The organism is Grimontia hollisae CIP 101886 (genome assembly GCF_000176515.1).
Classification (GTDB): Bacteria; Pseudomonadota; Gammaproteobacteria; order Enterobacterales; family Vibrionaceae; genus Enterovibrio; species Enterovibrio hollisae.
This window is the reverse complement of record NZ_ADAQ01000011.1, coordinates 476,795-492,062: the sequence shown is the minus strand read 5'-3', so window position 1 is coordinate 492,062 and position 15,268 is coordinate 476,795. Positions and strand designations below refer to the sequence as shown.

At 50.0% G+C, this 15,268-nt stretch carries 11 protein-coding genes; 2 read left to right on the top strand and 9 right to left on the bottom strand.

What is annotated here, in order from left to right; translation table 11 throughout:
* Window positions 1-139: 139 nt before the first annotated feature.
* The 4 genes from speB to VHA_RS08505 all read right to left on the bottom strand — a co-directional run bounded on the left by speB (window position 140) and on the right by VHA_RS08505 (window position 4,177).
* A complete protein-coding gene (speB, locus tag VHA_RS08515; protein ID WP_005503573.1) occupies window positions 140-1,063 on the bottom strand; it encodes an agmatinase in 924 nt (307 codons plus the stop codon).
* A gap of 52 nt (window positions 1,064-1,115) precedes the next feature.
* Complete coding sequence (speA, locus tag VHA_RS08510; RefSeq protein WP_005503570.1) at window positions 1,116-3,035, bottom strand: biosynthetic arginine decarboxylase; 1,920 nt, start codon at window positions 3,033-3,035, stop codon at window positions 1,116-1,118.
* 109 nt (window positions 3,036-3,144) lie between these two features.
* A complete protein-coding gene (locus tag VHA_RS18855) occupies window positions 3,145-3,336 on the bottom strand; it encodes a hypothetical protein (protein WP_123912583.1) in 192 nt (63 codons plus the stop codon).
* A gap of 334 nt (window positions 3,337-3,670) precedes the next feature.
* Entirely contained in the window at window positions 3,671-4,177 is a 507-nt protein-coding gene (locus tag VHA_RS08505; RefSeq protein ID WP_040528520.1) for a YfbU family protein, read from the bottom strand.
* A gap of 204 nt (window positions 4,178-4,381) precedes the next feature.
* On the opposite strand from VHA_RS08505, the gene VHA_RS08500 reads away from it, so the two are divergent.
* Window positions 4,382-5,029, top strand: coding sequence for an energy-coupling factor ABC transporter permease (locus tag VHA_RS08500; protein ID WP_040528518.1), 648 nt, complete (start codon window positions 4,382-4,384; stop codon window positions 5,027-5,029).
* A 45-nt stretch (window positions 5,030-5,074) separates the two neighbouring features.
* Here VHA_RS08500 and pflA read toward each other — a convergent pair whose 3' ends face one another.
* From pflA to ycaO, 4 genes are all read right to left on the bottom strand, one after another.
* A complete protein-coding gene (gene pflA, locus VHA_RS08495; protein ID WP_005503564.1) occupies window positions 5,075-5,815 on the bottom strand; it encodes a pyruvate formate lyase 1-activating protein in 741 nt (246 codons plus the stop codon).
* A gap of 145 nt (window positions 5,816-5,960) precedes the next feature.
* Entirely contained in the window at window positions 5,961-8,237 is a 2,277-nt protein-coding gene (gene pflB, locus VHA_RS08490; protein ID WP_005503563.1) for a formate C-acetyltransferase, read from the bottom strand.
* A 202-nt stretch (window positions 8,238-8,439) separates the two neighbouring features.
* The gene (locus VHA_RS08485) at window positions 8,440-9,984 is read right to left on the bottom strand and encodes a DUF3360 family protein (RefSeq protein WP_040528517.1); all 1,545 of its coding nucleotides are present in this window, start codon (window positions 9,982-9,984) and stop codon (window positions 8,440-8,442) included.
* Window positions 9,985-10,411: 427 nt separating this feature from the next.
* Window positions 10,412-12,166, bottom strand: a complete 1,755-nt coding sequence (gene ycaO, locus VHA_RS08480; RefSeq protein WP_005503561.1) for a 30S ribosomal protein S12 methylthiotransferase accessory factor YcaO — start codon at window positions 12,164-12,166, stop codon at window positions 10,412-10,414.
* Window positions 12,167-12,377: 211 nt separating this feature from the next.
* Here ycaO and VHA_RS08475 point away from each other — a divergent pair, with 211 nt between their 5' ends.
* Window positions 12,378-13,544, top strand: coding sequence for a tetratricopeptide repeat protein (locus tag VHA_RS08475; RefSeq protein WP_005503560.1), 1,167 nt, complete (start codon window positions 12,378-12,380; stop codon window positions 13,542-13,544).
* On the opposite strand, the gene VHA_RS08470 is transcribed toward VHA_RS08475, so the two are convergent.
* Window positions 13,541-15,190 carry an ABC transporter substrate-binding protein gene (locus VHA_RS08470; protein WP_005503559.1) on the bottom strand — a complete coding sequence of 550 codons (1,650 nt, stop codon included), beginning with the start codon at window positions 15,188-15,190 and terminating at the stop codon, window positions 13,541-13,543. The two genes, VHA_RS08475 and VHA_RS08470, sit on opposite strands and share 4 nt — an antisense overlap.
* Window positions 15,191-15,268 lie beyond the last annotated feature (78 nt).

Below are 15,268 nucleotides of genomic sequence, written 5' to 3'. Positions count from 1 at the left end.
GCCTGATGGGACCTGTACTCCGGTTACTGGCTCTCTCCGGGGGAATGATTTCCTTTAAAAAGCTGAACAGGACGTTGAGCTTTTTTGTGCAGAGTAGGTTTCCCCGTCCCCTTAGGCGGACGGGGAAAGCGCAAACCGGCTATTTATTTTTTCGGTTTGCTGCCCAGACATACAACAGTTCAGTGGCAATTGTAGCGGCCGCCAGCGAGGTTAACTCTGCGTGATCGTAGGCCGGCGCTACTTCTACCACATCCATCCCAATCAGGTTGATGCCTTGCAGAGAACGGAGCACCTTCAGGATTTTGTCCGTGCTCAGGCCGCCACATACCGGTGTGCCGGTGCCCGGCGCATAGGCAGGATCCAGACAGTCAATGTCAAAGGTCAAGTAAACCGGGCGGTCGCCAACGCGGGTTTTGATTGCCTCGACAATTTGTTCCACTGTCCAATCGTTTGCTGTTGCGGCATCTACCACCTGATACCCTAATTTATCGCTGTGTTCGGTGCGGATACCAATCTGGATAGAATGTGCAGGGTCAATCAGCCCTTCGTTTGGCGCGTGATAGAACATGGTGCCGTGATCGTACTGGCTGCCCATGTCATAGGTGTCGGTATGGGCATCAAAATGCACCAGTGCCATCTTGCCGAATTGCTTGGCGTGTGCACGCAACAATGGCAGGGTCACAAAGTGATCGCCACCAAATGTCAGCAGGGTTTTTCCCTCAGAAAGCAGGCTGGTTGCGTGCGCTTCGAGGCGCTTACACATTTGCGCCGCATCACCACAATCAAACACCAGATCACCACAATCAGCGATCTTGATTGCTTTGGTCAGGGAGAAGTCCCAGGGCCATTTTTTACTTTCCCACGCCAGGTTGGTGGATGCCTGGCGAATAGCACCCGGCCCCATACGCGCGCCAGAACGGCCTGTTGTCGCCATATCAAAAGGGACACCGGTGATCACAACGTCTGCATCACAGCCTTGTGGGTTAAACACCAAAGGCTGTCGCAGGAAACCAAACGCATTGGCGTACAGAGAATAATCGGGATGGTTGGCGAGGGTTGCCATAGTGAAAATCCTTATAAAAAATGGCAGTCTGCCGTGCAGCCTGCCGGAATGTTTAACAGTTGTGGCTGATGTCTTCGAGGTAGGTGTAGCCTTTCAGACCTTCTGACAGCTCAAGCAGGATGGCATCCTGTTCCTGCATCGGAAGGGTTTTTACCATTTCCTGATACTGGTTTAAGAATGTATCAGCTTCCAGGTGCACATAGCGCAGCACATCACCCACGGTGTCGCCATGATGGATGGATTCAATCTCATAGCCGCCTTCTTTTTTGCAGCGGACCACGGCGGAATCGGTATCCCCGAACAGGTTATGCATATCCCCCAGAATTTCCTGATATGCGCCTACCATGAAGAAACCGAGGCGGTAGGGCGATTCATTGTTCCAGGTTGGCACGGCCAATGTACTTTCAATGCCCTGACCTTCCACATATTGCTCGACTGCCCCGTCAGAGTCACAGGTGATATCAAGCAACACGGCGCGGCTTTGTGGCTCTTTGTCGAGTCTGGACAGCGGCAGGATAGGGAACACCTGCTCAATTCCCCAGGCGTCTGGCAGTGATTGGAACAATGAGAAATTGACGAAGAACTTGTCCGCCAGACGGCTGTTCAGTTCGTCCAATACCGGGCGGTGTGCGCGGTTCTTGTGTGACATTTTGCGGGACAGTTCATAGCAGATACGCAGGCTGATCTGCTCTGCCCATGCACGCTCCGCGAAGTTCACCAGCCCCATCGCGAACTGCATGTGCACTTCCGCCAGATCGTTCTGGTTATCGTGGTAGATCTCAACCAGTGATCGCTGATCTGTCGACTGGCTGAGGTCTTTGAATGAACGCCACATGTTATGAAGGATTTGCGACGCGTTTTCAGCTGGCGCAAACACCTCTTCCCGCTTGTAGCTTTCCACGCCCATCACATCGGTGATCAGCACAGCATGGTGTGCCGTAAGGTTACGGCCGGATTCAGAGATAATGCGTGGCATTTTGATATTGAATGCCTTACACACGTCGCCGATGGTAAACACCACATTGTTGGCATATTCGCGCTGGCTGTAGTTCATCGAACAACTGCTTTGGCTGCGGGTGCCTTCATAGTCAACCGCGAGACCACCACCGACATCCAGCGTGGTGATGCCTGCCCCCATTTGATAGAGCTCAGCAAACACTCGTGCCGCCTCGTTCACGCCGGATCGTACATCGCGGATATTGGCGATTTGGGAGCCCAGGTGGAAGTGCAGCAGTTGTAGAGTGTCCAGCATGTCCAGCTCACGCAGACGGTTCATCACCGTCATTACCTGAGAGGCTGAGAGGCCAAATTTTGACTTTTCACCGCCGCTGGCCTGCCATTTCCCTTTGCCTTGGGACGCCAGTCGCGCACGCAAGCCCAGACGTGGTTTCACGCCCAGCGCCTTGGCTTCTGTCAGCACGGTATCAAGCTCTGAAAGCTTTTCCAGCACGATATAGACTTCGTGGCCCAGCTTTTCACCAATTAATGCTAAGCGGATGTATTCGCGGTCTTTGTAGCCGTTGCAGACAATCACTGAACTTGCCTGTTGTGCCATGGCAAGTACAGCCATCAATTCTGGCTTGCTACCCGCTTCCAGACCTAACTGGCGTTTTTGGCTTGCATACTGGCTTTTCAGGATTTCGCCAACCACTTCTTTTTGTTGGTTCACTTTGATGGGGTAAACCAGCAGGTATTCACCTTCGTAACCGTATTCAGCAATGGCGTCATTGAAATGGGCGCATAGACTATCAACACGGTGGTGCAGGATTTCAGGGAAACGCACCAGCACAGGCAACGACGCCCCTTTCGCGATCAGCTCATCAGCCAGTGCCGTCAGGGAGATCGTGGTTTCTGGCTGGTTGGTATCCGGGCGGGCAACGACTTGACCTTGTGAATTAATATCAAAATATCCCTGACCCCAATAAGATGTATTGTAGACATCACGGGCATCATTAATAGACCAATCACTCATGTTCATTCCTCAGTGGTGATTGGGTACAGGGCACCCCGGTGAGACAGGTAATAGAGATCGCCACCGGTGCACTGTACCAAATAAAAATAAAGGATAGTGCAGGTAGACCTTATTCAGGCATGTGTAGCGATAAATCGAGAAGCACGGCGTCCGCGCTGCGTGTTCGCTTGAGTGATGCCCGTTTCCTGCGGGAGGGTACCGACAGGGGTTGAGGGTTGTCTTGTGGATGGATGTTCGCTGTGGTGTCGCAAAGGGTAGTCAAGCCGGAAGCCTGAGTGTCGTGGTTTGCGATAGATTTCATTGCCATTCCTAAAAAGGCCGTGCTCATTACTGCACGGTATGACATAAAAACCGGCGGATTTTGACCTGCCGTGAGGTAGGTAATCGCCCGTATACACCTCGACGGCATTATTAAAACCGGTGGGTGCGAGGTGATTAGACAACCGATTATTCTTAGGTGCAAATAAATTGATTTTATTGTGATAAATGAAATCTTTCATCAAGAACCAGGCGCCATATTGTCTGGTCTTTTTCAGGAATAGTGAGAAAAAACAAAGCCGCTTTGGTTTGGGGCTGTTTATCTTTTGAACTTATTTTTGCAGCCCCTGGCGGCTTTTATCAAGGCGTCAATAACATTATGCGTTAAAGAGTTGGCACAGCTCGTTAGCACTCAGGTGGTACTGACGGGGACAGTTACGCCATACTTGTAGCATACGTTGGTATTTTTCCAGCATCGGTGTCTGGCTGTTGAAGTGATGTGAACCTTTGTCGAATTGTGGGTACAGGCCTTCCACCTCCGTCAGGAAGCGTACGTAGTTCACCAAATGAGCTTCTGTTGCAGCATCAAAGCCCCAGAACTGCAGGCGGCGAGCATCCACATTGCACTCACAGCGCGTGTCATTCTCCAGCATGCGGTAAGATTCCTGCAGTGCGTGGTACATTTCCATGATATCAACAACCTGGCGGCAAAGTGCTTCTGACATGTCGCCAAAGTCCTTATTCAGTTCGCGCATTTGCAGGGCATAGCCACGCTCTACAATAATTTGTAGGCGGCGATATTTTTCTGCGTTTTGTGGATCAAGTTGGGACATTAGTGTGTATTGATTAGATAGGATAAGACGCTGAGCGTGTGTCATTTCCATAGTCGTGACCTCGAAAGATAGAAAATTATTATCCAAACAAACTCTTAGTTGTATTTTTAGGTGAGTGGGACTGGCAATTCATGTGCCACAGATTAGCAGTTGGAGCCCGCCATTTTTTTGATCTGGATATAGATTTGTCACGTTTTTTTAACTTGAAAATTTACGCATTTTTATCGCGTAGAACCCAAAGAGAACAGGACGAGGATGATTTACTGGCAAGGGGTTGGATGGGGGTGTTTTCTGGTATCGCTTTGGCTTTGCTGGACGCCTCTTGGTTGGCAGAAAATGCGTTCAGAAAAAGAATACCAACATTTGGTGTTTGCCAGTGGGATCGTTTTGTTTTGTCTGTGGGCGTTAAAGGCCGGGATCAGTGAGGGGCTGGATATCCACTTTCTGGGCATGACGGTTCTGACGCTCTGCCACGGCCCACGCATCGCTATCTGGATTTCCCTTATTCCGCTCACCCTGATGGTGGCCTTCGGCTTGTTGCCGTTTGCGGATGTCGGGTTGTATGCCTTGACCACAGCAGTGATACCGGCTCTGGTCAGTTATATGGTGTTTTACCTTTCCTATCGCTATTTCAGCCATCACCTGTTTGTCTATATCTTTATTGCGGGCTTTTTTAATGCCGTCTTCACGATTATTTTCCATCTTTGCGTGGTTTCTACAGGCTACTGGGTGTCAGGACTTTATGGGTGGGAAACGATTTTCGACAACTACCTGTCACTGGCGCTGCTGATTGGATTTCCGGAAGGATTATTGAACGGGATGGCTGTGACTTTGATGGCGGTATACCGGCCACATTGGCTAAGAACGTTTTACGACCGTGAGTATTTATCGCCAGACCGATAAAGGCGCAAAAAACCGGCGTGAAGTCAGCCGGTTTTTGTTTGTTCTTCAGTAAACCACCTTGTGTCCGTAGCCTTCGAGGAGGGTTTTCAGCCTCTCCATCGTCTCTTTTTTTGGAGGTTTGACATCTTTCAGCGCATACTCGAGGCCGAGTGCTTCCCATTTGTGAGCCCCCAGTTGGTGATACGGCAGCATTTCCACTTTTTCGATGTTATCCATGTCTTTGATAAACTCGCCAAGACGGTGCGCGGACTCATCGTCGTCGGTGTAGCCAGGGACAACCACATAGCGAATCCAGGTTTTCTGGCCTCGTTGGTGAAGGTAGCGGGCAAAATCCAGTGTCCGGTGGTTGGACACTCCCACCAGATCTTTATGAATGTCATCATTCAGTTGTTTGAGGTCAAGCATGACCAGATCGGTAGCATCCAGTACTTCATCAATCACATCAGTGTGTTTGCGAATATAACCATTGGTATCCAGGCAGGTGTGGATCCCTTCTGCTTTGGCGGCGCGGAAAAAGTCGCGTACAAATTCCGGCTGGAGCATGGCTTCTCCCCCGGATGCCGTCACGCCGCCACCTGACGCATTGATAAAGTGACGGTAGGTGACCACCTCTTTCATGATTTCTTCGACGGTCACCTCTCGGCCATCATGTAGATCCCACGTGTCACGGTTGTGGCAGTATTTGCAGCGCATCAGGCACCCTTGCATGAACACGATAAATCGAATGCCTGGACCATCAACGGTTCCACATGACTCAAAAGAGTGAATACGGCCAATCACCGACATGATCATCTCCAAAATACTGTAAAAAGGAAGGAGAGTTATTTTATGACAGAAATGAGGTGACCTAAAGGAATTCCGGTGTATTAACTATTTGGTTTGGGATAAAAAAAACACCTCCACAAGGGAGGTGCTTTGGGCCATGAATCGACTACAGGGATTCAGTGAACGTACGTGCGATGACGTCTTTTTGCTGCTCTGCAGTCAGTGAGTTAAAACGTACTGCATAGCCAGAGACACGGATTGTCAGCTGAGGATATTTCTCTGGATGCTTAACCGCATCTTCCAGTGTTTCACGGTTCAGCACGTTAACGTTCAGGTGTTGGCCGCCTTCAATACCTGATTCATGGTGGAAATAACCATCCATCAGGCCTGCCAGGTTCGCTTTCTGGGTTTCTGCATCTTTACCCAGTGCGTTTGGCACGATAGAGAAGGTGTAAGAGATACCGTCTTTCGCGTGAGCGAATGGCAGTTTACCGACAGACGTCAGAGACGCGACAGCCCCTTTCTCGTCACGGCCGTGCATTGGGTTTGCACCCGGCGCAAATGGTGCTCCGGCACGACGACCGTCAGGCGTGTTACCTGTCTTCTTACCATACACAACGTTAGAGGTGATGGTCAGGATAGACTGGGTTGGGATCGCGTCGCGGTAAGTTTTCAGCTTACGAATCTTGTTCATGAAGCGTTCAACCAGCTCGCAGGCGATGTCATCCACACGCGCGTCGTTGTTACCAAATTTCGGATAGTCACCTTCGATGTCGAAGTCGATGGCGATGCCGTCTTCATCGCGGATAGGTTTCACTTTTGCGTACTTGATCGCAGACAGAGAGTCAGCGGCAACAGACAGACCTGCGATACCACACGCCATGGTGCGGCGAACATCGCGATCGTGCAGTGCCATCAGCGCGGCTTCGTAGCTGTATTTGTCGTGAGAATAGTGAATCGCGTTCAGTGCAGTGACGTACTGTTTCGCCAGCCAATCCATGAAGCTGTCCAGACCTGCCCAGACTTTGTCGAAGTCCAGTACCTCGTCGGTCATTGGTGCCTGTTTAGGACCCACCTGCATCTTCAGTTTTTCGTCCACACCGCCGTTAATCACGTACAACAGGGTTTTCGCCAGGTTCGCACGCGCACCGAAGAACTGCATGTGCTTACCGACAACCATGGGCGACACGCAACATGCGATAGCGTAGTCATCGTTGTTGAAGTCTGGACGCATCAGGTCGTCGTTTTCGTACTGGATTGAAGATGTATCAATAGACACTTTCGCACAGAACTTCTTGAAGCCTTCCGGCAGTTGTTCAGACCACAGAACCGTGATGTTCGGCTCTGGAGAAGGCCCCATGGTGTAAAGGGTGTTCAGGAAGCGGAAGTTAGTACGGGTAACCAGTGTACGGCCATCAACGCCCATACCACCCATAGACTCTGTCGCCCAGATTGGGTCGCCAGAGAACAGCTCATCGTACTCTGGGGTACGCAGGAAGCGAACCATACGCAGCTTCATGACGAAGTGGTCGATGAGTTCCTGTGCGTCTTCTTCGGTGATCTTGCCAGCAGCCAGGTCACGTTCAATGTAAATGTCCAGGAACGTAGAGGTACGGCCTAGGGACATTGCTGCACCGTTCTGGGATTTAACCGCAGCCAGGTAACCGAAGTACAGCCACTGAACCGCTTCTTGCGCTGTTTCTGCAGGACGGGAGATGTCGAAGCCGTATTTGGCCGCCATCTCTTTCATTTGCTCAAGGGCACGGTATTGCTCTTGAAGCTCTTCACGAAGCTGCATCGTCATTTGCAGGTCTTCACCTGATTCCAGTTTCTCTTGCAGAGAGTGGAATTGCTTCGCTTTGTCCTGCATCAGGAAATCGATACCGTACAGGGCAACACGACGGTAGTCACCGATGATACGGCCACGGCCATAGGCGTCAGGCAGGCCAGTCAAAATACCAGACTTGCGGCACTTCAGGATATCAGGGGTGTAGATATCGAATACGCCTTGGTTGTGGGTTTTGCGGTATTCCGAGTAGATTTTTTTAACCGTTGGATCCAGCTCACGACCATAAGCCTTACAAGAACCTTCAATCATGCGGACGCCACCGTTAGGCATGATTGCGCGCTTCAGGGGCGCTTCAGTTTGCAGACCGACGATCTTTTCCAGATCTTTGCTGATGTAACCCGCGTCATGAGCAGTAATGGTAGAGATAACAGAGGTATCGAAATCTAGAGGGGCATGCGTGGCATTCTCAATCTTGATGCCTTCCATGACTTTATCCCAAAGCTGTTTGGTTGCTTCAGTACCTTCCGTCACCAGGAAAGACTCATCGCCCTCATAAGGGGTATAGTTCTTCTGAATAAAATCACGAACGTTAACTTCGTTCTGCCATTCGCCGTCAGCGAAACCTTCCCATGCTTTAGCAAATTGCTCAGACATGTTGTACCTACCTTTTTAGTAGAAGAAAACAAGTACTTAGCGACTTTCTTGTCGCCCCACCGTTGAGCCAGTGGCCGTACACGATCATTAGAAAAAAACAGTAAAAGCAAAAACGGTCTTCCAAGCGCGTTTGATTTTACGCTTTCTCTTCCCAAGATGAACCGTTTTTCGGACAGCTAAAAATAGCTGCCCTGTTTGAACGTTACATCAGCGCAGGGATACCAAACTTACTCTCAAGCATACCCACTGCCAGCATGGCAACCAGGCAGATAAGCAAGACTGATCCTGGAATCACAATACGGTCTACAAAAGACAGTTTTTTTGCACGCGCTTTGTTACCAATAAGGCCATTGTTATCAAGCAGCATTGCCAGCGCCCAAGCCAGTACAGGGTTAGCAACCATGGAGGCAAAGATACAGATACCGGCAGACTGCGAGTCTTTGGTTTCACGTACCATTTGTACACCCGCTTCCAGCAGTGGCAGGAATACACCTACCAGCAGGGCAATACGCATCACTGGTGGCCATACCGCTACGTCCATAGGAAAACCCAGGATTGCAATGAACATCACCAAAGAGCCTAACAGGATGGCACCGGCAGGAATGGGACGCTTTGCAATCGCGGCAGGAATCATATAAGTGCCCCAGGAAGAGGTGATGTTACCACCACCCACCGCAGTACCTACCATTTGGCGGACAGAGCACATGGTCATGGTGTCATCCACGTCCATCAGCACTTTTTCTGTTTTCGGTGGGTAGTTCAGTTCCTGGAAAATACGGTGGCCGAGAAAATCCGGTGACCACATGGCAACCGCCAGAATCGCAAACGGCAGCGATGCAATAAAGTGCTGCAAGTTTGGCAGACCCAGCATCCACCCTTGTTCAGTGCTGCCCCACCAGTAAACCGGATTCAGGTTTGGCAGGCCCATTTCAGTGGTGAAGGTCAGGTCAAAGCCTGCGCCCAGGGCAAGGGCTGACATCAGACCGGTAAATGCACAGGCAGGAATGGCCAGCCAGCGCTTGCCGATACGAGCAAGGTAGGCGTAAAGGATGACGTTAATTGCCAATACAACCAAACCGACGTACCCCATGTTGCCTTTGGCAATGGTGGCTGACTCCAGGCCTTTCGCCCAAGTCTGGATGTCTGAGATTTGACTCATGGCACCGGTAAAACCCAGAAAAATAAGTAAGCCTCCGGCAACCCCTTCACTGGTGAGGTTGACAAGCTTGGAACCGCCTTTGAAGTAACTGAGCATCAGGCCGAACATACCCAGCAGAAGGGCAAGGGCAAGAGGGTGAGCACCGGCCAGGGCAATCGTGCCAATCAGGGGGATCATTGGGCCGTGGTTACCGGCAAGGTTGGCGCGGGGATTGATAAAGCCAGAAGCAAGAACACAGAACAGCAGGGCGGGGATAAGCATTTCTACCCGGGCGACTTCGATCGCAAACTCTTTGCCGAGGTTGATGTGATCCCAGGATTGGGTCAGGCCATCAGCCCAGGACATCATCACTGCTGAGTACATGGCGATGATGCCAATGGTTCCTGCCAGGGCGGGGACGAGGTCTTCGAGTTCAAACCGAAAGTCACGGCCTGGCAGATTGAGTTTCCAACGTCGTGGATTCATGATCTGAAGTTCATGATTCAGATACTCTGAGCGGGTGGCGAACGCGGAGGCAGGTTGATGCTTCGCTTGGTATTCGCTTTGCACCTCCTCGCCGATATGCTCTAGGGGAGCTTGTGTTGACATAAGGTCCTCTTCATATAAAAGCAAACAGATTTGTTTACGCCCCCCGCTTGTTGACGCTTTTATTCAGCAATAATGTGCTGCTGAGAGGAATGTTGCCGGGAGCCAAAATTTATTATCAGCATACTAACAAACCTCTTTTAGGTAGATTTGATTTAGATCATTTTCATGAAATTAAATTACAGAATGAGACAGAGATCAGAAACTAAAATCCACTTTATTGGCGAGTGCATTGCCAGTTTTATCGAATTTAATTCATATTTTGAAATAAAATTACCAGTGATGGTGCGAGATGTGTGCCACAAACGGCACTGAATGGTTAATAAAAAGTGGCGCTTGTCGCTTTTTTTTGCACCGTGCTATTTAACTCAAAAAAGAAGCCTGCACGACTGATCGGGCAGGCTTGTAGTTGAGGTAGGTATCGAAAAAATCAGGTGACTGGGTGAGCTTTCGCTCGTTGCAGCTTTTCATAGGAGGCCAACAGTTTTTGATGGGCACTGAATGCCGTCAAATCCGCATTTTCCAGCTCCAGGCCATAGAAACGGATATCGCCACATATGGATGCCCAAACTGCGTCAGTGATCGTCTCGCCATATACAAAACCAAAGGCACGACGGTATTCAGCCGCATCGCGGTTGTTGTCCTGGGCCAGTTCAAGGCTCGCAATCAGGCAACGCATAAACAGGGTACGGGCTGGGCTGTAAATGGTGGCGTTGTATTCCAGACTCCAGGTTGCCAGATCCTGAGCGGTTTCCAGATCGCCCATCGCCAGTGCCAGCAGACATTTCAGCTCGCCGATAGTGAGTGTTTTCCACGCGGTGTCGGCATCCGGCAAAATACCCATCAGTTCACATACCATGTAGCTGTCATCGAAGTCTGATATTTCCAGCACATCAAACAGGGACTCAACGGCTTCATCGCTGAATCCTGTGGCCAGTAGCATCGCCATGGCGTTACGCAGTTCTGTGCCACGGTTGTTGTTACAAAGTTGCACTTCTTCCGGTGGGTAGATTTCTGACCAGCCTGGCACAATCACACGGCAGCAATTCACGCCAAGGTGCTGGTAATCGGCGATGTAGGCATCAGCATCTTCAGCGTGCAGTTTGCCTAAAAGCCATGCTACCTCTTCTTCTGAGGTGCCTTCAAAGTTCCACTCGGTAAATGCGTAGTCCGGTGTTGCTTTGAACATATCCCAGGAAACTGTACCGGAAGAGTCAATGAAATGGGTTTCCAGATTATGGTGGTCAGCCACCTCTTCATCATGGAACGACGGCGCTTCAAACACATCGAGATCTTTCAGGCTACGCCCCTGGAGCAGTTCAGTCACTGTGCGTTCAAGCGCAACCTGAAAGCGTGGATGTGCGCCCCAAGAGGTAAAACAGGTACCGTTGTGGGGGTTAAACAGGGTGACACATACCACAGGATACTGACCGCCCATCGAGGCATCGTAAACCGTGATAGGGAAGCCTTCTGCTATCAGAGCATCTATTGATGCTTTGATGCTGGGATAACGGGCGATCACCTCCTGCGGAATTTCCGGCATGCTGATGCGCCCGGCGATGATACGGTTTTTTATGGCGCGCTCAAAGACCTCAGACAGCGCCTGGCTACGTGCTTCCGTCACTGTGTTGCCTGCTGACATCCCATTAGAGACATACAGGTTGCCGATAATATTCATCGGTATATAAACGGTCTGTTGATCTTTTTGGCGGACAAATGGCAGGGCGCAAATCCCCCGTGTTTCATTACCCGACTGCAGATCAATCAGATCGCTCGCCATCAGGGTCTCATCCTGATCGTAAAACGCACGCATCCTGTCATCGAGCAAGCCTTCGGGCAGGGTGTCGTCATCGGTGAGCGGAAACCATTTTTCATCAGGGTAATGCACAAAGGGCGACTCTGCCATTTCTTGACCGAGGTAGAAGTCAGCATAGAAATAGTTGCAGGAGAGGCGCTCAAAATATTCACCCAGTGCAGATGCCAACGCGGCTTTTTGGCTTGCCCCTTTACCATTGGTAAAGTTCATGGGGGCATCCACATCACGGATGTGTACAGACCAGACGTTGGGGACAGGGTTTAACCAGGAAATGGGTTGAACGTTAAAGCCAGCTGCCTTCAGTTTGGTTTCAAAATGGTTGATAGACTCTTCAAGGGCAGCGTCTTTACCGGGGATATAGGTTTTCATGGCATTCTCAGTCTCGTTGGAAGGCTCGGAGTATATACCGAAACGACCCTAAACCTGCACTTTGGGTGTTTTCCCCTTTGCGCAGGAAAGTCAGGCAATGTTTGGGAGATAAGGATATGCTGCTTGTCTGCAAAAAATAGACGCTTTTGCAAGCGAAGGATGACTAATCTGCGTTATAGTCGAGATATCAAACCGTTATTGGCTGAAGGATATGAACGTTTTTGGTGTTGGCATCGTGTTGTTTTGTGCAAGTTTACCGGTGTATGCCAGTGATCCGGATTTTGCCCGACATCTCAACAGAATTGAATCCCTGTTGTCTGAAGATGCCCTAGATGAAGCCTCGGAGCTAGCCAAGACCATTGTGGCGGACAACGAAGAACAAGCCGCCCTGCACCAGAGGTTGCTCGGTTATATTTATCTTCATGAAGGGGATTATGACCGGGCCTATGTCGCTTATACCCAAGCCCTTTCCTACCGCAAGCTACCCCAAAGCCTGAGGCAGGATGTGTTGGGTGCATTGGTCTCTCTTTCCATGAAGCGGGGCAAGCCGGATGTGGCTGTCCGTTATGGCAAAAAATACATCGACGAGTTTCCGCCCTTCCAACCGGTTGAACAGCTTTACACACGTGCACTTTTCAGTGAAAAACACTATACCGACGCGTTGGCGCAGGCGAATGCCATGATTGCCCGTTATGCCAACGTGCCAGAGTTTATCTGGCAAATTAAGCTACTCAGTGAAGAACAATTGCAACAAGACCGTGCCTTGATAAATACCACGCGCGTGCTGCAACAGAAATTTGGCCATGATATCCGCTGGCAACGAAAAAAAGCGGCCGCTTATGCCAGACTGGGAGAGGTCCGGCAGGCACTGAAAATCCTTCAGGACGAAGCGAAAGCCGGGGCGGCGCTGACCGGGCAGGATTATCTAGATATGTCTCAATACGCTAGCATGCTTGGAAACACAGAGCAGGCAATGGCGCTGTTAAACCGGGGCATTAAGGATGAAAAGATTGCCGTCGACCGTGAGGTGCTGAAACGTAAATTACAATACCATATGCAAGCGATGCAATGGTCGGACGCCTGGGAAGTGGCATCTGTTTTGAACAAAGAGCCCGAGCTTTCCCTGTTGAAAGTGCAAACCCGCATTGCTTCCCAGCTCCAGCGCTGGTCGGACGCTGCTAAACTGGCGCAACAGGCTATTGATATGGGCGGGAGCCGAGATACCTTTCTGTGGGAAATTCTGGGGTTCAGCGCCATGAAAACCAACCAGTTTGAACGTGCCCGTTCAGCGTATGAACGCCTGAAAATGCTCGACCCTTCCAGTGATGCAGACGTTTGGCTGAACACACTGGAACTGATGCAAAAGGACAAGCCCTAATCCGTACTTTCAGTTGGTGTGAGTTCCAATAATTGCATTAACCTTGGCCGCTCAGTGTTCCAAATTGGCGGGACATTTGGGCTGCCGTCAGCATGTTTTCTCCATCCTTTAAAACGTGTGGTCGTGAACTCGACCATTTCCAGCTTGTAATAGAGTGGGACGGTGACTTGTTGCTCTGATATACGCAGATGGAGCTGGTTTATCAGTTTCCGCTGCTTTTGGGGATCGGTTTGCAGCAAAAACTCCGACAGCAAGTTGTCGATACGACGGTCCTTAAAATAATGCTTGGCATAGCGCGGTGAGGTAGGTTGTTGGTAGTGGCTGTTGAACGCGGTATTCAGGTAATTAAACGGTGTCAGACCCGAAAAATAGTTAGTAATGCTGATGTCATATTCAGCCTTTGTCATTCTTGATTCATACTCTGGGAAAGGAATGTCTTCGGTGCTGACGCGCAAACCCACCTTGGCCAACATTTCTGCCACCATATTGGCGGCAGAGGTAAAATCACTCCATCCTATCGGGGCAATGATCCGCAAGGTCAAACGCTTACCAGAAGGCAATTCGCGGTATCCATCACCATCTATGTCTTTTAAGTCCAGAGTGTCTAAAAGGCGTGATGCTGCCTTGGGATGAAAACGAATATAGTAAAGATGCTGTTCTGCGGCCGAATTGTCTATCCAATCCTCAAATTTCGATTCCAGTCCACTGGCAAAGGTGGGCTTTTCGCCTTGTCCAAAAACGGCAACATCAATCAAGGTTTTCCGTGTGATTCCCATGGAAACCGCACGGCGAAAGCGCACATCCTGAATAATTTTGCGCATTTCTTCATTCGGGTGCCTGAAGTTGAACATCAGGCTGACGATAGTCGATGGTTTATGGTGATAATGGTAGTCGCGTGAGTAGGCGGCATAATTCCGTTCGATGTCAGGAATAAATGCACTGGCCCAGTCAAACTCCCCATTGCTGAGGCGGGAGATCAGTTCGTCATTACTTTTCACCTGAGGGAAACGGATACAATCGACATTCAGCGTGTTTTGCTGCCAGTAATGGGGATTACGGCACTGGACAATATTATTGCTGCTGAAGGCTTTAATGTCAGTAAACGGTCCGGTGCCAACTGGATTAGGGTTGAGAAAGAAACGCTTGTTGGAAATCCCCTGCCACTGGTGCATAGGGACAATGATCGCTTGTTGTAAATAGTGGGCAATTTGTGCGTTAGGACGGGTTAACGAGATGTATACCTCATTTTTACCCTGTTTTTCGATGTGCTTAATCCAGTCGCCGAGTGAATTGTAATCCAGTTCAGGTTCTTTTTTGAGCAGTAATAGGCTGTAGACAACATCATCTGCACTAAAGGGGGTACCGTCAGACCACATAATGCCATCACGCAGGGTCAATATGATGCCTTTCAGATCCGGGGTGAGCGTGTAACTCTCAGCAAGACGGAAATGCACACCATCGTCTTCAAACACCATCAGGGGTTCGAAGATAAAATCACGCGTGGTGGCTAAACGGTCTACTCGGAAGGGATTGTAGTTCCTGACAAAACCGCTCGACAGATCTGGAATGATGGTTAATGTGTGGGGTGATGCTGTGCCGGCGAAAGAGACAAGCGCAATACACAGGGTCAGCAATCGTGACAACATAGCTCTCTCAATATTGATCTATAAGCATATTTTTATCGAAATACACCCTACACTAAGCCTCACCAACCATCAATCAAT